Raw genomic sequence first — 26,637 nt, forward strand, 5'->3', positions numbered from 1 at the left:
ACGCAACCTCGCTCAGGCGGATTCGCTCGGCCTTATGGGGACGCCGGCTAAGGCATTAACAGCATAGACACCGCACGACTTACAGGAGCGCTTAATCTCGCCGGAATAGGCGCTCTCGCTGCCGACGCCGCCGACCATCTCAGCTGCTCGCGGGCCCGCTTGACGATCTGCGCAATTTTGGCGCGGTGGGCGACCTTGCATCCATGCGCGCCGATATTCTGGCTATGAACGGAGCCTATGCCGAGCATGCCGACTGTTTCCGCTTGCCCGGTCATGACGAGATGGACCGACTCGCCAAGGCCGCGCTCGGAGCGGGATCCATAACTTCTCACCTTGCGGATGCCACAACGGAGCAACGTCTTCACGGTGGCCGTGCTGTCGATGCATACGCCGTGGCTCTTGCTCGATAATACTGCGCAATCCGCCCGGGCCTTCGCGGAAATCCAGGCGATTGGGCATGGCTTGAGAAACTTCGCGCCCTTCAGCGTCGTGCGATCAGCAATTTCGGCATCGGCTTTGTGCGGGCATGACAAGACTGCCCTTGGCCTCGCGATATCATCGCCCGGTCGATCCCCAGGAATTCAAGTCAGAGCCCGGTTCGATTCCAGTTGGGACGATTGTGGAGACCGAACCGGCATGGGGCGTTCCCTGCTGCAAGGAGCCTGCTATTTTATTTTTTGCCAGCTATACGGCGAGTCAGCTTGTTGGTATCTCCGTTGGTATCGGCAACAATCGAAGGCTAAAACTTATGCGGGGCTAGACGCTTTGCCGCCCCAAAGGCCGTGAAGAGGTCGGCAAGTTAGAGAGTCTGTGCGACGAGATTCTGGGCCTAACGAAGATGAACCGGAACACACTCAGATTCGTCTACCGATCACGCTGGAATGCGCCCGGAAGATCGGAGACATCGTGAAATACGTCAGCCCGACCGAGAAGCCGCAGGTCAGCTACAGCTTCTACATGTAGCTATTTCGCAGGCCTATGCGCCTCCGATCCGCGGCGCAACGCACCTCTTCGTTGGTCGGCGGACGGCCAGGGCTTGAATGGGGAGCAGGTTCATTTATGCCCTTCCATAGCAAGCCGCAGCGCCTTCGGGATACGTTGCGCTTTTCCGCCTGAGATAAACGCCACACGTACACGCGCCGTGACCAAGAGGTCCTCTGCGCGCCTGCATTCCTGCAGTAAGGTAATTGACGCGCCTCTCACCTCTTGCGGGAACGTAACGACGTCAAGCACGTCGTCCAAGACCGCCGGCTTTAGAAACTCGATTGTCATCGACCGGACGACAAAGGTAAAGCCGGGCGCATCGTTCTGCGCTTCGTGGAGCAGCGCATGCTGACTGGTCCCGAGCAGGCGCAAGTAATTCGTCCTGCCGCGTTCCATGAAGCGCAAAATTCGCGTGATACACAATTTGGCCGAACACTGATTTGACGATGTCGCAACAGAAGCGTAGTGGGTTGCTTTCATTGGGTCGCTGGACGGCTAAGGCATGAATGAAGAGCAGATTTATCTATTCGCTTCCGTAGCACACGTGACTAAGAGATCGTCTGCGCACCTGACCGTTGCCCTCCGAAGGCAAAGGTCACACGTTCGAATCGTGTCGGGTGCGCCAGCAAAATCAAACTCTTAGCTAATTTCCGTCTCCCGTCCCCCACCTCCATCCCACACAAGCAAACGCTTTGAGCATGGAGATAGTCGGTGCCGTTCGCAACCGCCGCCGCAGGCATCATCGGCCGGATCGCAGCCACCATGAGCCGCAAGGCCTGGGACTGGGGCTTGGCTCGCAGCAGTCCGCTCTTGTCGATCAAAATGGAAGAGATCGACGCCGGTGACATGCTTCGAGCCTTCGACATCACTCTGCGCAACGTGTCTGCTCAATCGGTTCGGTTACGCGAACTGTTCATCAGCCAGCCCACCAACGCACAGTTCGCGATTAGATGGCGGCCGCTCGGCTGGGCCATTGACGAAGGGCCGCGCTATGAGCCGTGGGACATCCAGTCGCGCTACGACCTGGCTACATCACTTGACCCGGGCGAAGAGTACGACTGTGAGATCGGCATTCCCGCCGGCTTCGCGATATCGCAGTCGCGGGTGACACCCGTTACGATCTCGCTGAAAATGGTAACGCTCGGCATCGAAGAGCGCGTCGTCGTGCAGGACATAAAGCGGAAGATCTCGCTCGCCTAGACGAGCGGCGGGACGGTTTTCCCCAGCCATCCACAACGCAGGTGCCCTGACGATGATCATCACACGCTTCGCGTGGTATGTTGGTCGCCTGTCGCGAGTCGCGGCAGCGGACGAGGTCTGCATCCGAGCGATGCAGGCCGACGCCGTCGCCAAAACCGCCGTGCACTCCCGGGTTGGTCTTGACATCGAGGCCGGCGGGAATGCTTTCATTCGCGACATCCATGGCGCTCGCGAGGTCGTTGGCGAAGGTCAAGGCCGGCCAAGACGTCACCATCGAAGGCCTGCATCTGGACACGGGAAGAGATCCGGGAAAATAGCCGGCGCGCTCGTCGGTCCTAACAGCGCGCCAGTCTCCAACACGGATCAGACTGCTGCCGGTCTTCGCATCGACGCGACGGCTGGTGGAAACGCGACGGTCACGGTCAACCAGAATCAAGGCGCCGACCTAGATCAGATACAGAGCGCGATGCTGAGCGTGCTCAAGACCGCAGGTCTGACCACTGGGCTGGTATATATCCAAGAAGTCGTCGTTCCGGCGCATGAACAATAACTCTCGGACCAGCTAGATCGCTTGCGGGATGGTGCGAAGACCACGGATCCGGCCACCAATCTGAAACTGTTTCACAGCTTCATGGATATACTCTTCATTCGAAATTTTGGTCGCCGCGCGCATTACCCGATTTGTTCCTCTTCGATCGCTCCAATCTGTTCAGGCACTTCAAAACTCACTCAGCAGGGCATACTCGATTAAATGAGATGGCACGCCCAGCGCCTCCATGCGCTCGCGTAAGCCGTCGAGATCGCCGTAGTAGCTGATCTTCCACCGAAGCCACGGTGAGACATCATCTATCTGCACCGTGTTTCCGTGAACCGCGTAGTAGTCGCCGACCGTTCGGAATCTCTCACCAGATCGATCCGCGAACATTTTCTGCAGCTTGCTGTTTCTGGTCAGCAAACTCGACATTGCCCGCCCACCTCGCAAGAACCTGATCGCGTGCTCGGTTCCGAGCAGATAAAGGTGCTTCCGCTTCGCCGTTGGATGCTCGGCAAGCAGCAAATAATCCTTGAAAACGGAGTTCTGGCGGATCGTTTCCGCGCCGCCCCGCCACCGGATGAACTTGAATTCGGCAACCCGAACATTGGTCTCAAGATCGAAGTCGCGGCCCGTATTCCCGGCGCCGAGCGACACAGATTCGACCCGCTCGTCCGGCTCGAGAATGTGTGGCAGACACATGAGGATGCCGAGCGCATGGATCGTGACGTTGATTTGGCCGGCCAGCCGCTTCATCTCGGCGGCCGCTACGAGAACGTCGCGGCCGGCCACTGCACTTTCGAGGAAGCCCGTACAGTCTCCCGCCGTAACGCCGCTAACCGCGCCTTCGATGCGCGATAGCGTTTGCGTCAGGTCCAGGCCGGTGAATCGTCCCACCAGCTTGACGATCTCGGCCGGGTCTGCGGTCAATCTGCTCCCTCCAGCTCCCGGCGCGTCCATTCCGTCAACTCGTCATCCAGCTCGGCATCAACATAAACGTCGCAACGAGCGGGCAACCCCTGCCTTCACGTCGATCACCAGATGAAGGCCGACCCTGTAACCGTAGGGTCCAGCTTGCTCGGTCATGCCCTTGAGCTTCCATATGTCCCCTCAAAGTCCTTGTTCGTCGACTTCTTGACCTCGACAACCAGCAGGTTCTCCCTCTTTCCAACCCGATGCACGATCAGGTCAGGCACGATGGCGTCCTTGCCAATCAGTTCATTATCGCTGAGATCGTATCGAAGACGCTTGATGACATCCTCGCGGCGATTCCATTCGAGATCGATCGACCAACCGACATATTGGCCGTGCAGGAGATCCCGAATTCGCGCGACGAGCGCGCGTTCGGCCGGATCGGCATAAGCAAGCTCCTTGTCCTGCAGCAGCGCACGCACCGCGGCCGCGAATACCGAAAGTATTGCTTGCAAATTATCCCTCATACCACTCATTTATCATGAATTACGTCAAAAAAAAACGGTGACTCCGCGGTGAACGTCGAAATCGACTGCAAAGACGCGAAAACTATCACGCGTACGTCGGCACGGTATCTCCTGCACGCGGCAGACTGTCGTGGTTATCGGACAGCAAGACGCCACGCATCTCATTGACGCGGATTGATTCCCATGCCCGAAGAGCATCACGTTGATTGGAGTGGGTCGCCGGGATGCGCGACTACGTGGACGCGGCGCGGCAGCTTGTTGCCGAGGACCAGCTCGACAATTTCACAGCCGCGAACGCCATCCTGATGAAAGCGCTGGACAAACACAGCGCCCTCGCCGCGGGCTAGAGAGTCACTGCTCGACTTCGCTCCCCGCCCAGGAAATCTTCGAGTTGTGGCGGCCGTTGATCTTCGTTCTGGATGATGGTTCGCGACCAAAGGATCGACGTCTCGTAGACGGTGCTGCATAGCCGCACACCATTCTCCTCGTGCCAATGGGTCGCCTCGGGCAGAAGCTCGAACGGGACCGGATGCCGGGCGAAGGGGTTGTGAAAGACCTCCATCTCAGCCGTCCACGGCTCGTATCCGTGAGGCCATAACCCCCTATACTCGTCGCTCGTGATATCCAAGCAGAACGGAATGCCGGAGAGCGCTCCTGGGGTCCGATCAAAGAAATTTCCAATCCGCGTATAGCGCAGGCCCTTCGGCGCCCCACCGCCGGAAATTGGTACGCGATACAGCTTGGCGATCGAGCAGGCATTCGAGAAAATCACCGCCGAAAGCTCAGCGTGACGATCATCGGCGAACAACCCGGCGGGAAAGGCCGACGGCCCGAGCAAGTGCGTGGCCGGCATCGCGACAGCCTGCGCCCGGCCGTCAACTGTCGCGACCTGCGCGCCTTCCCCATACAAGTAGCCAATCAGTCCCTCCCGGCTCCAGATCATAGAGGACGGCGCCTGAAAGTCGGCGATGGCGATCATGAAGGGCTTGCCCGTGACATGCGGTAGCTTGTCGTAGGCCCGGTCCAGCTTGTTGCCCAACGTCTTCGCGAACCGTAGCGCGGCCGCGCCGAAGAACACTTCCTCTTTCTCCGTCGGCATTGCCCCGTGCGGTGCGTTCACATGATTGTACGCGACTGGTGGGTTTGCCGTAACCGCTTCCACCCAGGCCTCGCCTCCAAGGCGGTTCGCGATATGGAAATCCGGAGACTCATAGGGCTGGGTCACCAGCAACCCCTGCTCGCGAAACGACGCAAGCAATTGCGCCTCCCATATGCGGGTGTGGAAATTGACGGTCTGGCAGTCGCTGACCCAGTTCCGATCCGGCTTCGGAAGGGCAAGATAGAGATGGTTCAGCGCCCACGCCGCTGGGACATGCGACGGGCGCGTGAGCAGCTTGAAGACCTCGCTCGGTTCACGCCCTTGCAGATCAAACAGGGATGGCCGCGCAGCGACCCCTGGTTTCATCGGCTCCAGCTCTTTGCCCTCGATCATCAACGGTTCGATAGCAAGCCTCGCCTCGTGCAGCGTGCCAAAGTCGGTCGCCTCGGCGGTAATGACCCAGACCGAATCAACACGGCGCCGCATGACGATATACCCGAAGGGCCCTGTCTGATGGTACATCGTCACGATGCCGAACGTGCGCCCGTCGTCGGTCAGCCACGCCGCTCTCGGCTCTTTATCGCCGAAGCCGTGGCCCCGCGGCACCGAAAGCGCGTAGATATCAAACTCCCATTGCGGCAGCTCCCGCATATGTTCTCCGTTCTTAACAATCTCGGCTCTTTGGGCGTCTCACCCACTCTACATAAGTAGACCAAAAGCTGTTCTTCGACTAATCTTCCTACAACCTTGCCGTGGTGGCTTTAGGGGGTGGTCACTAGGAGGGAACGTTGTATATATCGCGGGTGATCATCAGTAATTATCGTTGCCTGAAGACAACAGATGTCACTCTAAATCCCGATCTGAATATTATCGTAGGCGACAACGAGAGCGGAAAATCGACCCTGCTCGAGGCGATTCATCTTGCGCTCACTGGTCAGCTCAACAGTCGACCGATTCAAACGGAACTTCACCCACATCTCTTCAATGCCGAGACCGTGGCGAACTACATTGCCGCCCTCATCGCCAAAACTTCGACCGCACCGCCAGCGATTCTCATCGAGCTCTATTTCCACGACGATGCAGCGCTGTCGAAACTCAAGGGGACCAACAACACTCTCGAAGCCGACCTGCCCGGCGTCGCGCTTTCGATCGAGTTCAATCAGGACTATGCGGAGGAATTCAAATCCTACGTCGCGGACCCGACACTGATCCGGACCTTGCCGATCGAATATTACGTGGTGAGATGGCGCGGATTCTCTGACAACGAACTGCTCACCTCACGCTCTATACCAATCAAGCCGGCCTTCATCGACGCGAGCACCATCCGCAATAACGCCGCGGCCAGCCGTTACGTCGTAGACATCATGCGCGACAGTCTTAGCAAGGGCCAGAAGGTCGATCTCGCACTGTCCTATCGTATGATGAAGGACGCGTTCCTCGACAATGCCAAGGTCAAGGGCGTCAACGAGGCGCTCGCCAAGAAGAAGGGCGAAATTTCGGAAAAGGCGCTTTCGGTTTCGCTCGACACGTCATCGCGTGCGACCTGGGAGACCGGCGTCATGCCACACCTCGACGATGTGCCGCTTCCGCTCGTCGGCAAGGGGGAACAGAACGCCATCAAGATCAAGTTGGCGATGGAGTCGTCGGCCGACTCCCATCTGATCCTGATCGAAGAGGCGGAGAACCATCTGTCCTTTTCGAACCTCAACGAGCTCATCAGCCACATCGCCACGCGGCGCGGCAGCCGCCAGCTCATCATCACCACACACAGCAGCTTCGTCCTCAACAAGCTGGGCGTCGAGGCTGTGGTCCTATTCCACCATGGCAAATCGATCCGGCTCAACGCCCTGACCAGCGGCACGCAGGATTACTTCATGCGCTTGCCGGGTCACGATACCTTGCGGCTCATCCTGGCGAGGCGTGCCATCCTCGTCGAAGGGCCATCGGACGAGTTGATCGTCCAGGCCGCCTATGTGAAACAGCACGGCAAAATGCCGCTCGATAACGGCATTGACGTTATCTCCGTCAATTCACTTGCCTTCCGACGCTTCCTCGAGATCGCCGTGCTCCTCGATCGGATGGTGGCGGTCGTGACGGATAACGATGGCAAGGTCCCCGCCCTCGCCACGAAATACGCAGACTACGCGGGAAAGCCGAAAATCAGCATCCTCTACGACACCGATGAAAACTACCCGACGCTCGAGCCGCAACTCCTCAAGGCAAATGGCAGAGCTGCGATCGAAAAGGTGCTCGGCAAGACGTTCGTTTCGGATGCTGCCCTGCTGGACTATATGAAGGACAACAAGGCCGACACGGCGCTGAGGTTCTTCAAGACGACGGAACCATGGATCATTCCAGGGTACATCGCCAGTGCCGTCAGCTAATCGGATCATCATGTGCGCCGCAGGCGGCGGCAAAACCACCCGCATCGTCGGCGAGGCCGCGGGTGGCGCCGAACGGTCGTTGCTCGTCACCTACACGCGCAACAACGAAAAAGAGATCGAGCGCAAGCTTTACGGCCTGGGGCCGGTCATCTCATCCAATCTCGAAGTGATGACATGGTTCAGCTTCCTGCTGCGCGACCTCGCGCGTCCGTACAGGCGTGTGATGCACGACCGCCGGATCGAGGGACTTCAGTGGGAGGAAGGACGTTCCGTTCCCTACATCCCAGAATCGAACACCGCCGCTCATTATTTCGCTGGCGGGCGCCTCATCTACTCCGATAAGATCTCGAAATTCATCTGCGAATGTAACCGCCGGGCAAACGGCGCGGTCATGCGCCGGCTCGCGCAGCGCTTCGACCACATTTTCGTGGACGAGATTCAGGATATGGCCGGCTACGATCTCGACGTCCTCGAACTTATCTTGAAGGCCGGAATAAAGCTCACGCTGGTCGGCGACCACAGACAGGCCACCCTCAAGACCAATCAGGGCAAGAAGAATGCAGCTTTCGGCGGCATCAACATCATCAAGAAATTCAAAGCATGGGACAAAGCCGGACTCGCGGCGCTGACCTACGAACAACACACCCATCGCTGTCATCAGCACATCGCTGATCTCGGCGATCGCTTCTTCCCCAGCGAGCCCGCCACCAAGTCCCTGAACGACATTGTGACCGGCCATGATGGTGTGTTCATCGTCACACCCGCGAAGGTCGATGCCTATGTGGCGGCGTTCGCACCGCAGGTTCTGCGGTTCGACAAAAAGACCGCCTGCCGTGATCTACCGGCGATGAATTTCGGCGAGTCAAAGGGCCTGACCTTCGACAGGGTTATGATCTTCCCACACGGCCTTGCAAAAAAATGGCTAAGCACAGGACAGATCAGCCACGTCGAGAAATCGGTCGCGAGGATGTATGTCGGCGCGACGCGCGCGCGGCACAGCCTTGCCTTTGTTCACGATGGCGCGGTGGCGATCCCTGACGTCCAAGTCTACAAATAGGAGGTGCCATGACAGAGGAGAACGCCTTCGAATCGATTTTGAATAGGGAATTCCGATGGCCGAAGGCCGGCGATCGGCCTTTCACGCAATCGCAGAACTGGCAGGATAGCGCTTACATCGACCCGCACGGTCACGGCCGGCTCGTGATGATGATGACGGGGTATAAGAGAGCGGCCGACTTGATGGTCGAGCGCGCGATCGCCGACGACGTTGATCGGTCGTCCCTGGTCTATCCGATCATCTTCAACTACCGGCAGTTTATCGAGCTGTCGCTGAAGTACCTGATCTCGACCTACGGCCACACCGTGGGCGTGGACGCAATTTGGAACACCCATGACTTGGGCGACCTGTGGAAGGCACTGATGGCCGTTCTCAACGGCTACGGCCACCGGGACGTCGACGGGACCGATCCGACTGTCGCTCAGATAGTCGACGAGTTTGCGAAGGTCGATCCAAAATCCTTCTCGTACAGGTATCCCGTCGACATCAAGGGCCGGCCGATTCCCATCGCGCACAGCGAGCTCGACCTCGCTGCGCTCGCGGACGTAATGAAGGCACTCGACGGCTATTTCTCCGGGACAGACGGTTATCTGGACTCTCTGCAGGGCGCCGGACCATGAGCCGCGACGAAGGAATCCATTTTGCGACGCGCCAAAAGTGGTCGGACGCCGATCTTGAGGTGGAAATAGCCACCCTGCAGGGGGCGATTCAAAGCTGGGCGGAAAGCAAGGATCTTTGGTTTGACTGCGGCTTCAAGCCTTACTTGGACCATGTCGCAGGGGAGCCGCATGAACCGCCGGTGGTAACACTGCTGATATGCGGAGGCGATCTGGTCACGGTGCTTGGTGGAGAGGATCCTGAGGGCCACGAGCCCGGTTTCCGAGAAATCCTCGAAAAGCGCGGATACTTCTATGAAAATCTCAATGGCTACACGATGGCCATTTATACCGAGCTCGAGCCGCTCTCTTCAGCGTTCGTTCGCTATTTTCATTGGCGCTGGGTTTGCAGCCTCGTCACCCAAGACACCGCCGATGTTTATCAAGAGCTGTACGATCATTTCGTGCGCAATCACGGATGATCTCAATCGCCTGCATTGGCGCGACTTCGAGACACTATTGTTTCGCATATTTCAGAACCAGGGATTTACCGCCGAGCTTGGCCCCGGCACTGCCGACAACGGCGTCGACCTCCGGCTTTGGCAACGAGACCCCATTGGCGACATCCTCACGGTCGTACAGGCAAAGCGGTATGCCATTGGCAACAAGATTGATCTGACAAATGTCGCTGCTCTGTATGGGATAGGCATCGGAGAAGGCGCGAGCAAATCCCTGTTTGTCACGACATCGAGCTATCTGCCTGGAGCCCGTCGATGGGCCGCTCGATTCCCAAATTCGATTGAGCTTGCCGAACGACAAGACGTCGTAAACTGGTGTGCCAGAGCAACGGAAGGTATCATCGCCGACAAATCGTCTCTAGTCTCGCCCGAAGCTGTTGGTCGGCTGATCTTGGAAGTGGCTAATCGCCGCGACCCCCGGGTGCTACATGCGCATTCCGGATACAACGTCATCCGGAACAACTTCGCGCTGGTCATCAAAGAAACCAGACACGCCGCTTTGCTGATGGGACTCGGCAATCACACGGTGTCTGATGACGGCTACGGTCAACGCGGTTTCGAGATCCCACAATTCGGTCCTTCAACCATCTCCAGGCTCAAAGGCGACCTAGTTTGGCGTGCGAAGCGAAAACTGGACAACGAAAGGGTATCCTATTGGGATGGTTCGCATCTCTACCACGCCTGGAACGGCGCGCCGGTGAGCTTCGATCTCGCCGACTAATTAAACGTTGGCCAAGGACATCGCGCCGTATCACGATCGCCAGATGGCCGTGCTGCGCCGCGACCAGCGCATGGCTTGGTTCGATCTGACATGCCCGGAAGACGAGCTTCTCGGTCCGTTGCCACTTGGGAGGTCATCGCGTGTCCCGGCTGGGCGTTGGCGTCGCCCAGACCACGCTTGCGATCTAGGGTAGGATCCGAGGGGATTCCCGCTACGATACGAGCGCTTCCGAACGGGGATGTGGACATGTCCGGAGACAAGCTGGCGACATGTCGACGCGAATATATTGCATTACTATATGTGAAGTATGGCTCCGCATCCTTCACTCAACGCACCAAAAATAAGACCCGATCCCATCCAGCCCGTCGAGACGATGGGGCCGTACGAACTGTGCTGGTGCCGCTCTGGCAAGAAATACAAGTGGTGCCACTTTCGGCGTGAACAGCAAAAGCCGGTCAACGTCTTCGAGATCGAAGGCGGGATAATCGCCGAACTTCGCGACGGCTTTTGCTCGCACCCTGATCCTTCCGTCGATCCTTGTAGTGCGACGATCACCAAGGCTCACACCGTGCAGAAGAAGGGCGGTCTCGCCGCGATCGCTGAGGCCGGACACGTCCTCACGGTGAAACCATCGATGAAGGAGATGATCGAGACCGACGGCAACCCGCAGCCGCGCAAGGTCGGTGTTAACAACGCGTCGGTATTTCCCGGGTTCTGCAGCAGGCACGACACCATGCTCTTCAAGCCGATCGAAGGCAAAACGTTGTCGCTGACGAAAGACACCGCCTTCCTGTTCTCCTACCGTGCCATCGCCTATGAGCGCTTCGCAAAAGAAGCGCAGTTCAGGAGCACTGAGATCCAGCGCGAAGCGGACTGCGGCCACCCGTTCTGGAAGCAGGCTATGGTTCAAATGCACCTTGCTACTGTCGTCGCAGGGATCAAGATCGGCATGCGGGACATGGATGTCTGGAAAAGCCAGTTCGACGAGCGTCTGCTGTCCGGCGCGCGCGACGACTTCCACTTCGTTGCTGTCCGGTTCGATCAGGTCCTTCCGGTCGTCGCCTGCGGCGCTTTTCACCCCGAGTTCGACCTTCAAGGAAAGCCGCTGCAGCAGCTCGGCCGCGACGGCGTCGACTTCGATCACATCACGCTCACGGTGACCACGTTCGAAGCGCAGACCATCGTTGTCTTCGGCTGGATTGGTACCGACGACGGTCCGGCCAAGGCGCTCGCTGCGTCGTTCGTCGCGGTCGAAGATGCCCGCAAGGCCGACGCCTTGATCCGGCTCCTGTTCATCCACACAGACAATCTCTTCCTTCGACCAAGCTGGTGGGACGCTTTGCCTGAAGATAACCGGCGGGCCCTGAACGAAATGACGCGGAGCGGCACCACCATGCGCGTCCGATCCGGCGGCGAGATGGCCGATGACGCGACATCGTTTCTCTCGGCCGGTGTTGTCGAAGTCGTCAGCGGCTGACCCCCAACCGCGGGAAAGCCTGTCGCATGGGCACGTCACCCATCAACATCCAATCGATGAACGATGACGGGCTCAGGTATTCCGAGATTGCGACCAGCTCCTCAGAACGTTCCCACTCACGTTGTTGATCCTCGGGCGTCAGATCCAGGCCCAGATCCATCGTCGTGAACTCGATGAAGAGATCGACATCGCCGACTTCCTCCGCTCCCCGCTCCGGCTGCCGTAGAGATGGATCGTCTTCACCTTCACTCGCGCAGCGGCAACGGCGTTGGTGCGGTCCGCCCAATCAAGCACCTGGGTCAGGATCGCCTCGGCGTCTGCCGGGAGATTTTCGGGCGGTCGCTATGCTGTACGAGGGCCATTCACAAGCGTGTGGGCGTGAATTTCTATGGTTCGAGATAGCCCTCCCCGATCAGCTTCGCCTGGATTTGCTCGGCGTCCGCGGGTGGCACGCCTAGCTCCGCCTCGATAACGCTGGACGTCATGCGTCGAATATTCCGGACTGGCAGGCTCCCCCCCTCTTCCACCTGCCCCAGCCCGGTCTCGCAGGCCGAGAGCACCACCAGTTGGGTGCCGCGCAAATCAAGTTGCGCGGCTTCCCCGCGGTGAGAATGCCATCATCGCTCTCGCCAGAGCGCCGCGCGTTGGCCCCGGCCAGGGCGAGCCCCGAACGCAGCATCGGGTTCTCGCCCAGCGGCAGAGGCGGCGTCTCTGTGCCGAAGCTGACTGGCTGAAGGGCCCCGGCCGCCACCTGCATCGCTCAGGAAGAACCCGTGGGTGGCCACATGCAGGGTGCGCGGACCGTGCAGTCCCTTGAGCTTCTCCTCGGTGGCATTGGCTCCGGTGAGCACCTCTTGCACATCGAGCTTAAGCAGCCCTTGCAGTGCTTTGGCCTCGGCGGCGGTGCCCGCAAGCGGCGTGAAAACCAGGCCGCTGCGGTCCAGGTCGCTCGAGCGGTACAAGCCGATATCGCGCGGCGGACCGCTTGTGCTCTGGTCCGGATCGGCCATCACCAGGGGCTGCCGCGTGCAGGTGCTGGCGCCGCCAATCTCAACAGGTCGCGACCGCTGGTGAGGTAGGTGAGTTCGAAGCGCTGCGCGACATACTCTCCGTGCTCGTCTATGAGCGGCGCGAAGGGCAGCAGGTTCAGTGCCCCGTCGGGGGACAGGAGCAGCCGATTGATGCCCGAGAGAGAGAGAGAGGACTGCAGCGGCTTGGGGACGCGATAGCCTTTTGAAAGAAGGCGATCAATGTCTCCGCGCAGACGTTCGTCATCCTGATTTGCAATGACCGCAACCCGCCCAGAAATGTCGTGATCGATGTCCTTGGAGATGACGTTCGGCATGGCATTGGGCTTCGGCCATGAGCCAGCTTGCCGTCTGTTCAGCTTCCTTGCATCACGTAGCCGCGATCGAACAGTTTGTGGATATCGGTGCGAAGGAGCAGGCCATTACTAACTTCATGCTGGCCGCCAGCCCCGTACGCACGGATGTGTGCAGCATCGAGGACCGGCAACGTGCGCTCGCCCGTGACTGCGCAGCGCCTACCGTAGCTGTCAGTGACAGCAACCCGGAACGTGCCTTGACCAAGGCGTGGCCGTACAAGCCTTGGATCGCCATATCGCGCGACCTCGGCGAGCGGAGTCGACGCAGCGACAGGCGCAGCAGTCAGTCGCTCTCGAACGGCGTCCCATAGAAATCGTCCGTCCGCTTCGCCGGTGTCGAACCCCTTTCCAACCACAATGCTCGGCGCCCAGCGATCGGCAATTGGAAGCCAGAGATCCCGCGGCCAGAAGAACGGTTGCTCCAAGATGCGGCAACCGATCGAATAGTCGGTTCGAAAGTCGACCGGCTCGCGCCGATAGCGAGCCACCCGACCGCGCATTTCGTCGAGCGAGGCGGCACCGTTCTTGTCCCCGAACGCTTCCCATGCGAGCGAGATCGGAACGATCGAGGCATGGCCGAACAGACCGCCGCCGACGATGAAGTTGTTCGGGCTATGGAGCTTGAACAGAAACAGCTCGCCGGGCTGAAGCGCGCGAAACTGCGATCGGCCACCTGGTTGCCAGAAATTGACCTCGTCGACGCTTCGCGCGGACAGAAACTCGAACCAGTCGAGGTCGGTCACGCCAACATATATTTTGACCGATTCCAAGCTCATGCGAAGGCACCGCATCGCTCAGCCACGATCGCCTTGACGCGCCCCTCCGCGGACGTGGCGCCTTCGCGGTCACGCGCAATTTTGGGCAGCGATAAAGCATCCGCGGCCTTGCGCGTTGCCGCCGCTACGGTCGTTATCGCGTCTTCCGCGCGCGCGACGGGGAGCTCGATCGTACGGGCAAGCGTGAGAAAATCACGCCGCGTGAGCCGTTCGTCCTTTCCACTCAGTTTAAGCGCCATGCGATCACTGGCAAGGCCCGGAAAGACCCGCGTCGTGACCGCGTCGTACAGCGGCGCGAACCGGACGCTCTCGAACTGCCGCGCGCCGGGCGCGGCGATCTTCAGCAACGCCAGGTTCTTGAGGTGCATGTCGCCGTCGGCGATCAGCCAGGCGAAGAGCGCGCGCCGGAATAGAACATCGAGATCGTCGGCGGGATCGGTGGAGAGCGGTCGAAGCCGCGCGCCACGCGCTCGATAGTGCCGTCGTACTTTGCCGCCGCGGGCAGATCGAGCACCGAGCAAAAATCCTCGAGCGCGAGGCGGCGCTCGTCAGTCTCGTCCCGCCTGATGTCGAACCGCTCGACGACGAGTGCGGGCGCCATGCCGTCGGGCATGCCGACGAGTGCGGCGTCAGGCACGACGAACCCCGCCGCTCGACCGAGCTCCAGGCAGATCCATTCGACGACTGGCAGCGCGTCGAAGCCGGCGATCCCCGCGGGCTTGAGGATGTGGGTGAACGGCGCGTCGATCGCCGGGATCAGCGCGCCCTCGGACGTCAGGCACATCGGTGCCTTGATTTGCACGCCGGACAGACGGGGCGTCTCCCCACGCTCAAATAACTGCGCGAGATTGTCCTCGAAGCTGTGCTCCAGCTCACCCCGCGATGGACCGACATAGCGTCCAGTGAATTCCCCGCCTTTCGCGAACTTCGCAAGCGGCGCTTGCAGGACGTCGAGCGGGAGCGCTTCGAGCTCTTTCTTATTGGTAACAACAGCGACGTTCGACATGAACCGCTTGCCGCGGCGAATGGCATCGCGATCGTCCCGCTCGTGAAGCACCTGGGCGAGCCAGCCTTCCGGCAACAGCGACTCCACAAATGCGGGGAGCTTGCCGGGCGCTGTCTGGCGAACGAGCGGCGGTGCCGTATTCGCCGTCGCCTTCCAACGCCATTCGAAGCCGTCATGCGTCAGGCGGCCGAGAGGCTCGCCATGCCAGGCGACGATCCGCTCAAGAGCCGCCTTGTTCGCCACCGCCTTTCCGGCAGAGGGGCGCGTGGTCAGGTAGCGCTCGGCCCCTTCCCCCTCGCGATACCAGCCATTCTCGCGAGCCAGCGCCCAGACGGCGTCCGCCGCCGCTTGTGGTGATCCAAACTCCTCGATCAGCCGTGCCGCCATATCGGCACGAAGCTCGTCGGTAATAGCGCTGGCATGCTCGCTTCGGAGCCGGAACGCTTCGAGGAACCGCTGGCGCGGTGACGACACCTCGATCCTGATCTCACCTTGATCGTCGCCCACGATCGCCGGCGCCGTCGAGGGATGAGCGGGCGCTTCGTTTTGGACGATCTCGAGCGTGCGGATCCGGGTTCGCTGGTTGCGTCGTCCGCTTAGGAAAAGCCGGCCGTCGGGGGTTGGTCGCAGGAGCGCGGCGGACGCCGACGAGAGATAAGCGGTCGGGTAGAGATAATGTGCGATGCGCACAGCGTGGGCCAAGACCGCCGCATCGACGTCGGCATTGGCCTGGGCGTAGACCCCACGGACGAGCTGAATGAGCTCGCCCACTGCCGCCTGGGCATGGGCGCGTCGCCTGTCAATGGTTTCACCGACCAGGAGGATTGTCACAGACTTGCCCGCATTTCAGATGCGCGAAAGTCGCTAAAACTGGGGAAAATGTCAATGACAATCGCGCATTTCAGATGCGCGAAAGTCAGACCCGACCCCGATCTTGCGGATTCAGGCGACCAACTTCGCCCGATAGGCCTCCAACCGCGCCCGTCGATCCTGGAGGTAAGTGCGATAATGCATCAGAAGGTCGTCCGGACCGACAGCCTCTCCCAGTATCCTTCCCGTCTCGGCCATCGCCTGATCGATAGTGAGGCAACCCGAACCGTCACCCGTCATCTGATCGGTTAAATAGCGTTCGACCTCCAATCGAGCAGGTTCGGGGAGAACCGAGCGCGCTTCGAAATAGATCAACCGGAGGCCGAACCAGCGCAGTCGCTCGTCTTCCATGCCCTGGACGATCGCGAAGCGGTCCTCCCATCGCGCATCGTGGAACGCGGCTATTCGTGCCTCGTCAGCAGGGCCGGGAAAGCCGTTATAGATGCGCTCTTCGATGTGCGGAGATAACGCGTAAGGCTCGCGCGCGGCGATGTACGCAGCCACAAGCCGCGTGCGCAGACCAATGTCCGCTTTCACGCGACGGGCCCAGTCTTCGATATCGCCAATCGCACCGCCCTCCAACATATGTTCGGGAGCGTCGAAGAACGCCGTCAGTGTGGGTGCGGCATTGATCCTGAAGCGACGGATCGGACTCGGCTTCTGCGTCAGATGAACTTGCAGTTCGGGATCGCTCATCGCGGCGAGCCGGCCCACATCTTCGTTGAGGCTCAAGCAAAGCCGGCCATTGGCCTGATCGGGATCCGAGCCGATGCAGACGACCGGCGAATGATAGGCTTGGCCGCCGAAGAACTCGGTCAACACGACGCCGTCTTCGGCCTCGACGAAATCCGCGACGGTCGCCTTGTTCGAGAAGCGCACAAACCGCTGCCACAACTCCGGCGATCGTTGATAGATCAGCCGGCATAGGTCGAGCGTCGCAAGTACATCGGACATCGCGTCGTGCGCCCGAGCATGGGAGACGCCATTCGCGGTCGCCAGCTGTTGCAAGCGAAAAGTCCGCCGCCCTTCCTCGTTGACCGGCACGACCAGCTGCGCAGGCGATACGGCATCGGCGGCCATCACCAGGCTGAGCGCATCGGCGCGGCAGTTGCGGTGATTGCTCGTCAGATATGCCGGATATTCGACCTATAACCCAACGCCTCCCGCCGATATCGCGGCCTGCCTCGAAGACACCGTGAAATACATGCGCTGCGAGGGGATGCAGGCGATGCACCAGAGCTTCATCGTGCGCATGTCAGTATCCGGCTCCTGGCAATGATAAGAAACGTAATCACATCCTGAGCGACGCAGAGCTCAAGAAGGTGTGGCACGCGTGCGAGGGCTTCTTCGGGGATATGATCCGGCTCATCATTCTCTGGAGATGTCGAACGGCGAAATAGGACGGCTACGACGAGCGTGGCGTGAAGGGCGCGTGCTTACTATCCCTGGAGAATTCACAAAGAATGGGCGTGCGCACGCAATCCCGATCCTTCCGATGGCGCGCACAATTCTCGATCGACAAGAAAAGATAGGCGACAATTGGCGAGGGCAAGAATTCCGACTACTACTTCCCCGGTCACATCAAGGGTACGCACTTCAACAATGGCTCATGGGGAAAGCTGAAGAAGGAGTTCGACAAGCGATCAGGTGTGACTGGATGGCAGGTGCGTGATCTTCGGCGTACCTTCCGCTCCATGCTCGCGCGCCTCGGAGTATCGCGCGACATCGCAGAGATCATGCTCAACCACGTGACAGGCGGGGTAAAACCGCCCTCGACGAAATTTACGACAGGTATGGTTACCTGCCAGAGAAATGCGCTGCGCTGCAAAAGCTCGAAGCTCATGTAAAAAACAATTATTAGTTGCGCAGGAAGTCCTACGGCTCAGAGAGTATCAGGTGTTTTAAGCTCATGCTTGATCTGCTCCGCTTTGAGCTGCCGCTCGGCCTCGTACCAGAACTCATCCATGCGCCCTTCCGGCTTCCCGGCTGCTTCCCAGAGCTTATACGCACGTGCTCGTATATCGTCCTCGTAGGCATGCGTCATGTGAACCTCCCAATGAGGCGCGGCCTCCAAAGCGGGTCTGCTGGTTTGCTCGCATAGCGCAGCGGCTTGGAGCTTATCGAGCCTGCCCTTGATCTCATCTGCGAACCTTGCCAGACGCTCCGCCGTCGCCTTATCTTTGACCAGGAGAATCGCGCGGTTAGCCCGTTCGATTTGACGTTGCAGCCTTCGAAGTTCTTCTCGATAGCCCATAAGCTGCTCCGGCTGCTTATATGACCCGCTGAGCGAAGAATGCTCGTAGGTATTGCTCAATGATCCGGGGTCTAAGGAGTTCTTCGGTACTAATTGTCGCACGGCCGCGTGGCTTCAGTACGTGAGGCCCGTCGTGCTGTGCAGCGCCGATCGGAACCCATTGGCAACAGGAGACTTAGTTTTCGGGAGCATTCCTGAGCGGGATCCGCCAATGGCAATCGACGATTTCAGAGGGACAAGGCCGATATTTCTTCCTGAGCAATTTTTTATGGGACGGATCGAAGGTTGGGCGGTGGTAGAAAGTCTGGTGGGCGGGTTGCTGAAGCGCGCGACAATCGCGGCGCACGGTGAATTCGAGTCAGACACGCAAATCGTTCTATTCACCGAGACTTACACATTTGATGACGGACATTCTGACACGTTGCATTGGACGATACGAAAAGGCGACGAGGGTAGGTACACCGGATTGGAAAACCGACTCGAAGGCGAGGCCATAGGTGAGCAAGCAGGTTGCGCCTTTCATTGGAAGTACACTCGCGACACCCCGCAAATCGGTGGCAAATCTTTCAAGCTCAACTTCGACGATTGGTTCTATGCGATCGACGATCGCGGCTGCATCGTACGTGGGAGCGCTGGACGTGCGGGCATTCCGTTTGCGACGGCGCACGTAACATATCGGAAGTTATGAACAACCGTCGCGTGTTTTCCTGTACTTATGGGCTATGCGCGCCTGGGCCCGGCGAGCCAGGAACACCGAGCGGGCCGAGCTGCTCACGCGCCATGTCGTCCTGAGATTTTTCGAGCTCCACGTCGTCGATGGGGCGCGGCTCCATGCTCCGTCTTCCCAGGCCCATCTACAGTTAGCCTTGCGATTCGCCGCGGGCCGGTCCAGAGCTCGATCACCGGATGCGCTTCGAGACTCCCCATAGATCGACAGCGTATGCCACGTAACGCATGGTCGCGCACTCATACGGCGACGGCGGGCCGCCTCCGGCAGAAAGACAGGATTCACTTCGGATCAGCTTGTTTGTTCCTGCCAATTGCAGAAATCTTGGACCGACCAAGCGCACGATGCAATCGCCCAAATGGAAGCGCCCTATTGGGGTGGCCGGCCTGGCTCGTATAACGCTTTTCGGGCTGCGAGATTTTACGCAGGCTGTTGTTTTGCATCGATCGCTACTCGATGCGACAGGTATCGTTACCTACCAGAGAAGCGCGTTGCGGTGCAAAAGCTCGAAGCTCATTCGAAAAAACGCTCGGTTAACGAGCAGCTCCGGATAAGCTCTCCTCGTCGGCTGACGAAACAGCCGTGCGCACGGCTCCAACAGGAGCACGACGCATGACTGGTAAGGCAGTGGTTACGTTCAAGCGACTTCGCGGGCAATTTGGTGTCTCTTACAAATCGTTCGTATAAGTCGATCATCGCCCGCCTCAATGCGGGAGCCGAACAAACTCATCCAGGTACACCGCTCTCGGTTAGAGAGCCGGAGAAAAGGCCGTGGACATAAGTGCACGGTCAACTCAACCTCGGAGACCCGTAGATGCAAAGACTGAGGCGAATCCAAGAACTACTCAAGGCAGAAGGGAGAGATTGACCACGAACTCGATCAAATCCGTCAGCAAAGTGAAGGCAGAGAAAGAAGCCTTCTCGGTAGCCAAGAAGCCACGGCGGAAAAAGCAGGGCGATCTAGCGCTCGTGCATCAAGCGAAGGCGTAAGATAGGCGCATAGGGACGACTGGGAGAAAAGGCCCGCGCGAATGCGGGCCTCAATTCTTGAGAGCTTATCTGGAGCGCCTCCCCTTGGTCGGAGCAGTTAGGCGGCCGATATTTGAACGATGATAAATAGATCGGCGGTCCAGCGGGAGGTCCATCGCCGTATGAGCGATGGCATAAGCCTCCCGAGTTATGGAGTTACAACCAGCCCGGCTCTAGTCAATAAGCTATTTTGGCTCGCTGCCGTATAAGGGTCGTGCTGATCATTTCGCGGATAAATTCTGTAGGTGGCCCACCCATTGGGCAGCGGAGTTTTGTGTATCACGATCCTGAGAAACTGCTTCGCGGCCGCTGGGTTTGGAAATACGAACAAATCAGTCGAGCCCTCGACAAACATATTTGCGCCAGTTGGGGTATTGCCGGTCGCAGGGTCAGTTACGAGGCGGCTCTTCGCGAGACCGATGCTCTGCCAACTGCCGGGAGCTCCCGTATCTGAGACTGAGCCCTCAATTTCAGTAATGCCGTTTGTGTGCTGAACGACGACCAGATCTCTAACGATGGCGGCAGCGGTGAACCGATACGTCACATTGGCACGCGCAGCATCGGGCGTATTGTTCGCCGAGTAATGATGATCGTGCATCGAAAACGGCACGGGCGTGAACACGAAGGGAGCGGGCTCGACGATGTATCCAATCCCTATTCGAGCAGGGTCCGTGACGGGAAAATCGATCTGCCATTTGTTCTGCCGTAATGGCATGCAGTCGGCATCGCAAGAATTGGCAGGAATCTGGATTGTCTGAATGCGAATGGTCGTCATGTGTTACTCCAAAATTAAAAAAGTGTGAGGAAATTGCGAGGATGATTATGGACAACCATTGATAGACGTCAACTAAAGCTTGTGTCGCCCTAACGCCGCACGACGGGCCGCTCGCATTCATTCCCGGTCCGACATTCCAATTGCTGTGATGCAACAAGACAATTTAGACCCAACAGATCCTGAAATTTGCCGCTCTTGATCGGATTTCGGCCGCCGCTGGCGCTGATACTCGAATGGGAGCACTCCAAATGATCGGTAGCCTCCTTGGCCTGCCGGCTAAGCACTCAGAATCGATCTGCAGTCCTCCACGGTTGGCATCTGCGCGACCCATTCGAGCTGATTATTCGTTGAGATTGATCGGTCGTTAAGGGTTGGTTTAGTTCCGAGCATGATCATCGGAGAGCCACTAGAGATCCGATCATGCGATTGCATCAGGCCCAGGCCAGTACCTTGGAAAAGGTCGAGGCGACGGTCGCTGCAAGCAGCAGCGAAGTACCAAGGCCGCCCGTGACGCTGGGCCCGCGGGATTTCTCCAATCCTGATCGAGACGAGGTTCTGGCGCTCTTGAAGATGGACGGTGAGCTAAACCGCACTATTTGGCTGATCGCGGGCGCACTGGTTATCGGCTTTGGCGCTGGTTGGGCTGGTGGCTTTGGTTGGTACAGTTCTGTACCTCCCGCGTCTCCCAATCCGACCACTCTAGCAGAAGCGCCTTCGCGTCGAGTTGCCGAACCAAAGTCAGGCGGCAGAAGCGAAAGCCTGCGAAAGACGGCAACGCCTCTTGCTTTGCGAAGACCGCCAAGTGGAACTCAGGTCTCAGCAATCGGAGCGGGCATTTCCGCCAAGACCGCCGCTGCTTGGTCAGATGGGGCTCACCTGTCGCCGGATTATTCGAGCACCGCTTTTCAGGGCCAAGCGGATATGACGGTGACGGGATCGATAGCGACCAGCGGACCTGTCATGCCTGCGCCGGAGACAAGACCGACAACCATTGAGGGTTGGACGGTGCTTGATGTTCGAGGCGGAACGGCGGTTCTGGCGGGGCCCGATGGCGTTCGGATGGCAACACGCGGCGACACGGTCCCCGGCATCGGACGGATCGATTCGATCGTGCGTTGGGGCAACCACTGGATAGTGGCAACTGATGGCGGATTGATCGCGACTCCATGAACGGCCGCCGGATCTTGCGGTGTTCTACTGCGTATCTGGCCTTTTGAGCTCGTGCCGAATCAACTCTTCCCTAATCTGTCGTGCCGCTTCCAGATAGAACTCTCGATCTCGCTCCTTAGGCTTCCCGCCTGAGTTTGAGTGCCACCCTCCGAAGGTGGAGGTCACGTGTTCGCATCGTGTCGGGCGCGCCATTTGCGTACAAAACCACGAACATTTTCGTTCTCGGTCTGTCTGCGGGCGATGGCTGCTTGCAGGACGTCCTTGCTGCCGATGATCTTGATGGACCGCGCCATCGACCTCGACTGCATCGATGATCGAACGGATATAACCCCTGCGGGCGTTCATCTCGCCGGTATCCAGCGGTCATGAGTCTCGCGAACGCGCGACGGCATTGGCGGCGAAAGCCGTAGATGGTAAGAAAGTCCCCGGGGAGCATTCCAGTGCCGACTCAAGTCCGGCTGCCCGCACCAGCTTGTTCAGGATCGCCATGGCGTCCCCGTCCCGTACCGTCCAGCGCATTCATTTTGAAGACTTCGGCGGAGTCGAGTTCGAACGACTTGTGTTCGCCTATCATGTGCGCGCGGGGTGGAATAATCTTGCCTGGTACGGCCAAACGGGTAGCGACCAGGGCCGCGACATCGTCGGCATAGATATGTTCGATGCGTCGTCTCCCCGGCGCACAGTGATCCAATGTGTCAACCGTGGAGCGCTCACAAGGACGAAAGCCGAAGCCGACATGGAGGCTGCCGTCTCCGCGCCAACAGGCCGGATCGACGCGATCAAATTCGTGTCTGGTGGCAGCATTTCCGCAAAGGCCCGCGATGCCGTGGAAGCATCGGCAATGGCGTTAAGCATCGAACACTTGACCATCTGGAGCGCAGTCGAGTTTGAAGAGAATCTACGACTTCGCGCCGAAGATTTACTTCGCAGGTTCTGCGCAGGGGAAGTGTTTCCCGATTCTGGGGATGATATCCGCCGCCTCGCGGACGATTTTGCCGGACTGAACGACGACGAGGCCTTGCGGCTCATGGCGCCGCTCTTTGACCGGCCAGCATTCCGAACACCCTTCCACCAGGAGAGTTCGCTTCCTGCGTTCCTTCAGGCCATTGAGGACACGATTGGAGCCCTCAATACCGGCATCTGGCGGACACGTGATGGCGATGAGATACGGCGCATTCCATCGCTGCATCATTTGCGCGACCCGCTCACGCAAGGCCATGTCCGCGAGGCCGCAAGGCAAGTCGATGAACTTCGGCGCGTGTTCATCGGCGGACTGCGCGATGGAAGTATCAAGCCCTGTAGTTGTGGGAAATCCTATTGCCACACATTCATGCTCAATCATGGCATCGACCGGAAGCTTGACCAGCTTCGCATGCGCGCACTCGATGCGTTCCGATCGGCCCATCCGCGATTTGACATACACGTTAGTTGAATTGTCAGTCACGTTCCTGGCGGAGCAACTCTATGGGGCTTAGCGAGCTCTTCCTCGATCATGAACCGAAGATGCGCGACTTGTTCATCAGGCTCGCGGCAGAATATGGCCTGATTGACGATCGCGAGAGCACCCTTGAACTTGTGGACACGGATAATCGGATGACCGCAGTTCTTAAGTGACTGCGTTGTGCGGCATTCGGGTCGTAAGCGGATGGGCATGCAGTAGGGACGTGGAGTAGGCTCGGTCGCTATAGGATACCCGGCCAGGACGAGTTCTCGATCATTGTTGGCAGGTACAGACTGCATGGCGAAGATCACAAGAGCACCGTAAAGAAGGAAAGAAGGCACCAACTGCGTACATGGGATCTTGCCGCGGTGGGTCGGGGCGGATCGTCCAGCTCCTAGTAATCGCCCGCCGCTTCCGCTGCGACGCCGTCCTATGCGGGCGCCAAATCTTCAGCGAGCGTTTCGCCGAGGGGGTCCTGGCTCCTTCAGCACGACGCACGGCGAGGCTGGACTGTATCGTCCATCACCTCGGTCTGGCACTTGGCGGTCGACCGGCAGCAGTTTGCAAAGCGGCTAATGCTGCCGGTGAGCCAAGATACGCTTCTTCGGGTAGTTCGGCGCCGTAGCCGTCCCCCAGCTGACACGCTCAGGGTTATTGGCATTGATGACCGGGCCTGGCGGCGCAATCACCGATACGCGAGCATCATCTGCAACCTCGAAACGCGCCGGGTGGTCACCTTGCTGCCGGATCGTGAACCCGCGACCGCCCAAGCCTGGCTATCTGCTCGTCCCACGATCGCGATTGTCGCCCGTCATCGTGGTGGAGGATATGGCGAGCCACGGCAAAAGCATTGCCGCACGCGGTACAGGTCGCCGATCGTTGGCATCTAATGGAGAATGCCAGTCGGGCCTTCCTCGATGCAGTGCGCAAATCGATGCGCCAGATACGCATCGTCATCGGTGCGACCACGATCTATCCTAAGCTGCTCACCGCCGCTGAGCGCCTCCAGTATGAGGGCTATCTGAGTCGTGAGGAGACCAACGCGGCTATCATGGCTCTCTCTGGTCGAGCCGCGAGAGATCATCGCTGAATTCCGCTTGATGGTCCGGCGCAAGGTTGAGGCGGGACTTACCCCATGGATCGAGCGAGCCCGCGCCGATAATCGCTGCCCAGGTAGTAATAAGCAGGTTGCAGCCAGCCACGGCAGAACAGGTTTGCAGCGATCTGACGCTCCGCGAAGGCAAGGGCTGCCGCCTTCGAAACCCCCATGGCGACAGGGTCGTCAAGGGCCGAGCGCGCCAGTGCCTGCGTTGATTCGAAGCCTGTGGAATCGAACGGATATTCCGACCCGAACAGGTCCGCCTTCGGATCGACGAAGGCGCGCACCTTACGCGCCCAGTGCGCCTCCAGCGTCGCCGCCTCGCGCATCAAGCCCGCCGTCGTGAGCGCCGAAAGAAGTTCGGGGATCACACATTCGTTGTAGAAGCCGGTGCGGTAGGCAGACCACATCACCACGCGCATCGGCACCGTGAACATGGCTAGCGCGGTACCGTAGGCGCGTACCAAATAATCTCGTGCGCTCTGGCGGGTGGGGATCGCGGGATGGTCACGCGCGATGCGGTGCATGGCCAAATACATCGCGAAGATGTGCGGATAGTCATAAGGCCGCCAGATGTGCAGGCGGCCCTTTGGGCCGGGATCGCTGCTTTCCCGGTTCTGCTTCCAATCGGGTATGCCGTAAAGGCCGTAGGCGTATGCCTCCTGTGTGGTACGTTGCAGCCCGCCCCAGACGAACGCATCGATATACCGGTCCAGCGCCGCCACTTCCGCCGCATCAGGATGCTCGGCATTCTTGGTCGCGAGGTAAGCGGGCTTGCTCAGCCCGGGATCGTCGCACGTCACCTCGTAGATGCGCCCGCCCTTGATCCGGTCGTAATTGTCCGGGCCAAGCAGAATCTGCGTCTCCATGTTCCACTCGCCGAACAAACCGTCGTACCATTTGGACGAGTCACGATGCTGCCGCTTCACGATGAAGGCTGCGCGCTTCTTCATCATCGTCTCGACGGGTTCGGTAGCGAAGAATTCAAGAAAGGTCTGGCGCGCACCCGGCTGGTGCAGGGTCAGTCGGTTCTCGCCCAATCGCGAAAACCGGACCCGCCATAGTCGCCTGCCGGCCCGATCCGGCAACCGTTGCGCCACCGTGTCGCGGGTAAATTCCGCTTCGATTCGCTCCACCGGAACGGAGGACGCGAGCGCGATGTCGACATGCAGGTCGTTGGGAACCGTCATGCCCGGCATTACCTCGACGTCCACCAGACCGGCGTCCGCGATAGCCCTGCGCGCCGCCTCATAATCAGCAACCCACTGGAAGCGGAGACGGTAACGCCGTTCCTCGGCCGGCGACAGGGACAGGGAATGGGTCGGCTGTCGCCAGCGAGTCCCGCCCGCCACTGCCTCGCCGGCGGCCGCCCCGCCCAAGATGTAGGCGCACCACGTCCCACTGGCTTCGGCCGAATCCTTGTGGACATTCCAATATTCCAGTGACGTGTCCGCTTCCGGTAAGAGTATGAGGAAGGGACCGGTGCCGTTGCCGCGAATCCAGAAGATGTGCGATCCATGCCCCGAGACGAAGCTGTGCTTCAAAACAGCCACCGACACCGGTTGCCCTGCCGGAAATTCGGTGTTCATCGGCATGGGCAAATAGAGGTCGCCAACCTCCACGCTCGCCATGCCGTCGTTCCGCAGCATGATCTCCCACGTCAATCCAGCCTCGTCGACTGCGAGCCGGGTCGTGAGAAGGACACCGCCATCGCGGGCTGCTAGTTCAAGAGCCGCGCTATGCATCGGCTTCGTTGCATCAACGCCGGTTCGAAGCGTATGCCACTCGGATCCGGCGCGCCGAACTCTAGCGTGAGCCGTCCCCAGCACGGCTCCAGGCAGGACATAATCCGTGTCATACGTATCGTTACGATAACGCAACGAGGTAATGCCATCTTGTGTGCACCCAACGACGAAGGAAGAGTCGGCCGCCTTTAACACCATGGTAACCTTGCGCTGCGGCCGATTGGGTGTAGGCAGCGTAACGCCCCTGAACAACGCGCTACCCAAGAAGCTGCTGCCCAACAGCATCGTACGACGCGTATACATCCAGACTTTAGACATGCCTTTGGTCTTCGTCATCAACCGTATCCGGTATTG

Annotated in this window: 22 protein-coding genes, 1 tRNA gene and 5 pseudogenes; 14 read left to right on the forward strand and 14 right to left on the reverse strand. The window is 59.3% G+C overall.

All coding sequences use genetic code 11. The annotated features are described in order from the left end of the window. Positions 1-1,053: 1,053 nt before the first annotated feature. Positions 1,054-1,432, reverse strand: a pseudogene (locus ABIC09_RS15675) (hotdog domain-containing protein). A 90-nt stretch (positions 1,433-1,522) separates the two neighbouring features. Here ABIC09_RS15675 and ABIC09_RS15680 point away from each other — a divergent pair. From ABIC09_RS15680 to ABIC09_RS15690, 3 genes are all read left to right on the forward strand, one after another. After that, a tRNA-Ser gene (locus ABIC09_RS15680) sits at positions 1,523-1,609 on the forward strand. Positions 1,610-1,695: 86 nt separating this feature from the next. After that, positions 1,696-2,184 (forward strand): hypothetical protein, encoded by a 489-nt coding sequence (locus ABIC09_RS15685; protein WP_354109817.1) that lies wholly within the window; start codon positions 1,696-1,698, stop codon positions 2,182-2,184. A 52-nt stretch (positions 2,185-2,236) separates the two neighbouring features. Further along, positions 2,237-2,734: a hypothetical protein gene (locus ABIC09_RS15690; RefSeq protein WP_354109818.1), complete on the forward strand. Its 498-nt coding sequence runs from the start codon at positions 2,237-2,239 to the stop codon at positions 2,732-2,734. 168 nt (positions 2,735-2,902) lie between these two features. Here the strand turns inward: ABIC09_RS15690 and ABIC09_RS15695 are convergent, their stop codons facing one another. Next, entirely contained in the window at positions 2,903-3,646 is a 744-nt protein-coding gene (locus tag ABIC09_RS15695; RefSeq protein ID WP_354109819.1) for a hypothetical protein, read from the reverse strand. 152 nt (positions 3,647-3,798) lie between these two features. Further along, entirely contained in the window at positions 3,799-4,110 is a 312-nt protein-coding gene (locus tag ABIC09_RS15700; RefSeq protein ID WP_354109820.1) for a hypothetical protein, read from the reverse strand. Between the two features lie 269 nt (positions 4,111-4,379). On the opposite strand from ABIC09_RS15700, the gene ABIC09_RS15705 reads away from it, so the two are divergent. Next, complete coding sequence (locus ABIC09_RS15705) at positions 4,380-4,502, forward strand: hypothetical protein (protein WP_354109821.1); 123 nt, start codon at positions 4,380-4,382, stop codon at positions 4,500-4,502. Here ABIC09_RS15705 and ABIC09_RS15710 read toward each other — a convergent pair. Beyond that, the gene (locus ABIC09_RS15710; protein ID WP_354109822.1) at positions 4,499-5,905 is read right to left on the reverse strand and encodes a hypothetical protein; all 1,407 of its coding nucleotides are present in this window, start codon (positions 5,903-5,905) and stop codon (positions 4,499-4,501) included. The two genes, ABIC09_RS15705 and ABIC09_RS15710, sit on opposite strands and share 4 nt — an antisense overlap. A gap of 137 nt (positions 5,906-6,042) precedes the next feature. On the opposite strand from ABIC09_RS15710, the gene ABIC09_RS15715 reads away from it, so the two are divergent. The 6 genes from ABIC09_RS15715 (at position 6,043) to ABIC09_RS15745 (ending at position 12,007) form a co-directional block, all read left to right on the forward strand. Beyond that, the gene (locus tag ABIC09_RS15715) at positions 6,043-7,638 is read left to right on the forward strand and encodes an ATP-dependent nuclease (RefSeq protein WP_354109823.1); all 1,596 of its coding nucleotides are present in this window, start codon (positions 6,043-6,045) and stop codon (positions 7,636-7,638) included. Between the two features lie 10 nt (positions 7,639-7,648). Continuing rightward, entirely contained in the window at positions 7,649-8,695 is a 1,047-nt protein-coding gene (locus ABIC09_RS15720; RefSeq protein WP_354109824.1) for a UvrD-helicase domain-containing protein, read from the forward strand. 8 nt (positions 8,696-8,703) lie between these two features. Then, entirely contained in the window at positions 8,704-9,315 is a 612-nt protein-coding gene (locus ABIC09_RS15725; protein WP_354109825.1) for a hypothetical protein, read from the forward strand. After that, positions 9,312-9,773: a hypothetical protein gene (locus ABIC09_RS15730; protein ID WP_354109826.1), complete on the forward strand. Its 462-nt coding sequence runs from the start codon at positions 9,312-9,314 to the stop codon at positions 9,771-9,773. Before ABIC09_RS15725 ends, ABIC09_RS15730 begins: the two co-directional genes overlap by 4 nt. Continuing rightward, positions 9,727-10,530: a restriction endonuclease gene (locus tag ABIC09_RS15735; protein WP_354109827.1), complete on the forward strand. Its 804-nt coding sequence runs from the start codon at positions 9,727-9,729 to the stop codon at positions 10,528-10,530. The genes ABIC09_RS15730 and ABIC09_RS15735 overlap by 47 nt, the downstream gene beginning before the upstream one ends. A 307-nt stretch (positions 10,531-10,837) precedes the next feature. After that, positions 10,838-12,007 (forward strand): SEC-C domain-containing protein, encoded by a 1,170-nt coding sequence (locus ABIC09_RS15745; RefSeq protein WP_354109828.1) that lies wholly within the window; start codon positions 10,838-10,840, stop codon positions 12,005-12,007. Here ABIC09_RS15745 and ABIC09_RS15750 read toward each other — a convergent pair. The 7 genes and pseudogenes from ABIC09_RS15750 to ABIC09_RS15775 all read right to left on the reverse strand — a co-directional run bounded on the left by ABIC09_RS15750 (position 11,997) and on the right by ABIC09_RS15775 (position 18,357). Continuing rightward, entirely contained in the window at positions 11,997-12,293 is a 297-nt protein-coding gene (locus ABIC09_RS15750) for a hypothetical protein (protein WP_354109829.1), read from the reverse strand. The genes ABIC09_RS15745 and ABIC09_RS15750 overlap by 11 nt on opposite strands. A gap of 235 nt (positions 12,294-12,528) precedes the next feature. Next, a pseudogene (locus ABIC09_RS37440) lies at positions 12,529-12,594 on the reverse strand (CHAT domain-containing protein); the annotation flags it as partial. A 30-nt stretch (positions 12,595-12,624) separates the two neighbouring features. Then, positions 12,625-13,352, reverse strand: a pseudogene (locus tag ABIC09_RS15755) (CHAT domain-containing protein). 38 nt (positions 13,353-13,390) lie between these two features. Then, a complete protein-coding gene (locus tag ABIC09_RS15760; protein ID WP_354109830.1) occupies positions 13,391-14,167 on the reverse strand; it encodes an HNH endonuclease in 777 nt (258 codons plus the stop codon). Further along, positions 14,164-15,560, reverse strand: a pseudogene (locus ABIC09_RS15765) (HipA domain-containing protein). Before ABIC09_RS15765 ends, ABIC09_RS15760 begins: the two are co-directional and overlap by 4 nt. Positions 15,561-16,115: 555 nt before the next feature. Continuing rightward, a complete protein-coding gene (locus ABIC09_RS15770; RefSeq protein WP_354109831.1) occupies positions 16,116-17,123 on the reverse strand; it encodes an exodeoxyribonuclease I in 1,008 nt (335 codons plus the stop codon). Between the two features lie 802 nt (positions 17,124-17,925). After that, positions 17,926-18,357 carry a DUF2934 domain-containing protein gene (locus ABIC09_RS15775; RefSeq protein WP_354109832.1) on the reverse strand — a complete coding sequence of 144 codons (432 nt, stop codon included), beginning with the start codon at positions 18,355-18,357 and terminating at the stop codon, positions 17,926-17,928. A 151-nt stretch (positions 18,358-18,508) separates the two neighbouring features. On the opposite strand from ABIC09_RS15775, the gene ABIC09_RS15780 reads away from it, so the two are divergent. Next, positions 18,509-18,985 carry a DUF3833 family protein gene (locus ABIC09_RS15780; protein ID WP_354109833.1) on the forward strand — a complete coding sequence of 159 codons (477 nt, stop codon included), beginning with the start codon at positions 18,509-18,511 and terminating at the stop codon, positions 18,983-18,985. Positions 18,986-20,201: 1,216 nt separating this feature from the next. Here the strand turns inward: ABIC09_RS15780 and ABIC09_RS15785 are convergent. Next, positions 20,202-20,828, reverse strand: a complete 627-nt coding sequence (locus ABIC09_RS15785; RefSeq protein ID WP_354109834.1) for a hypothetical protein — start codon at positions 20,826-20,828, stop codon at positions 20,202-20,204. A 420-nt stretch (positions 20,829-21,248) separates the two neighbouring features. On the opposite strand from ABIC09_RS15785, the gene ABIC09_RS15790 reads away from it, so the two are divergent. Next, entirely contained in the window at positions 21,249-21,998 is a 750-nt protein-coding gene (locus tag ABIC09_RS15790; protein WP_354109835.1) for a hypothetical protein, read from the forward strand. 161 nt (positions 21,999-22,159) lie between these two features. Here ABIC09_RS15790 and ABIC09_RS15795 read toward each other — a convergent pair whose 3' ends face one another. Then, on the reverse strand, positions 22,160-22,291 hold the full coding sequence (locus tag ABIC09_RS15795; protein ID WP_354109836.1) for a hypothetical protein: 132 nt from the start codon (positions 22,289-22,291) through the stop codon (positions 22,160-22,162). 194 nt (positions 22,292-22,485) lie between these two features. Between ABIC09_RS15795 and ABIC09_RS15800 the strand changes: the two genes are divergently transcribed. Continuing rightward, on the forward strand, positions 22,486-23,430 hold the full coding sequence (locus ABIC09_RS15800) for a restriction endonuclease (protein WP_354109837.1): 945 nt from the start codon (positions 22,486-22,488) through the stop codon (positions 23,428-23,430). Between the two features lie 382 nt (positions 23,431-23,812). Then, positions 23,813-24,502: pseudogene (locus ABIC09_RS15805) on the forward strand (transposase); the annotation flags it as partial. A 65-nt stretch (positions 24,503-24,567) separates the two neighbouring features. On the opposite strand, the gene ABIC09_RS15810 reads toward ABIC09_RS15805, so the two are convergent. Further along, positions 24,568-26,619: a DUF5695 domain-containing protein gene (locus ABIC09_RS15810; protein ID WP_354109838.1), complete on the reverse strand. Its 2,052-nt coding sequence runs from the start codon at positions 26,617-26,619 to the stop codon at positions 24,568-24,570. Positions 26,620-26,637: the final 18 nt, after the last annotated feature.

It is taken from the genome of Bradyrhizobium sp. S3.12.5 (genome assembly GCF_040548225.1).
Classification (GTDB): Bacteria; Pseudomonadota; Alphaproteobacteria; order Rhizobiales; family Xanthobacteraceae; genus Bradyrhizobium; species Bradyrhizobium cytisi.

Coding starts and splice junctions, on each gene's coding strand:
- ABIC09_RS15690 (WP_354109818.1), top strand. CDS start 2,237: ATGATCATCACACGCTTCGCGTGGTATGTTGGTCGCCTGTCGCGAGTC.
- ABIC09_RS15705 (WP_354109821.1), top strand. CDS start 4,380: ATGCGCGACTACGTGGACGCGGCGCGGCAGCTTGTTGCCGAGGACCAG.
- ABIC09_RS15710 (WP_354109822.1), bottom strand. CDS start 5,905: ATGCGGGAGCTGCCGCAATGGGAGTTTGATATCTACGCGCTTTCGGTG.
- ABIC09_RS15720 (WP_354109824.1), top strand. CDS start 7,649: ATGTGCGCCGCAGGCGGCGGCAAAACCACCCGCATCGTCGGCGAGGCC.
- ABIC09_RS15725 (WP_354109825.1), top strand. CDS start 8,704: ATGACAGAGGAGAACGCCTTCGAATCGATTTTGAATAGGGAATTCCGA.
- ABIC09_RS15730 (WP_354109826.1), top strand. CDS start 9,312: ATGAGCCGCGACGAAGGAATCCATTTTGCGACGCGCCAAAAGTGGTCG.
- ABIC09_RS15735 (WP_354109827.1), top strand. CDS start 9,727: ATGTTTATCAAGAGCTGTACGATCATTTCGTGCGCAATCACGGATGAT.
- ABIC09_RS15745 (WP_354109828.1), top strand. CDS start 10,838: ATGGCTCCGCATCCTTCACTCAACGCACCAAAAATAAGACCCGATCCC.
- ABIC09_RS15760 (WP_354109830.1), bottom strand. CDS start 14,167: ATGAGCTTGGAATCGGTCAAAATATATGTTGGCGTGACCGACCTCGAC.
- ABIC09_RS15770 (WP_354109831.1), bottom strand. CDS start 17,123: ATGGCCGCCGATGCCGTATCGCCTGCGCAGCTGGTCGTGCCGGTCAAC.
- ABIC09_RS15780 (WP_354109833.1), top strand. CDS start 18,509: ATGGCAATCGACGATTTCAGAGGGACAAGGCCGATATTTCTTCCTGAG.
- ABIC09_RS15785 (WP_354109834.1), bottom strand. CDS start 20,828: ATGACGACCATTCGCATTCAGACAATCCAGATTCCTGCCAATTCTTGC.
- ABIC09_RS15790 (WP_354109835.1), top strand. CDS start 21,249: ATGCGATTGCATCAGGCCCAGGCCAGTACCTTGGAAAAGGTCGAGGCG.
- ABIC09_RS15795 (WP_354109836.1), bottom strand. CDS start 22,291: ATGGCGCGGTCCATCAAGATCATCGGCAGCAAGGACGTCCTGCAAGCA.
- ABIC09_RS15800 (WP_354109837.1), top strand. CDS start 22,486: ATGGCGTCCCCGTCCCGTACCGTCCAGCGCATTCATTTTGAAGACTTC.
- ABIC09_RS15810 (WP_354109838.1), bottom strand. CDS start 26,619: ATGACGAAGACCAAAGGCATGTCTAAAGTCTGGATGTATACGCGTCGT.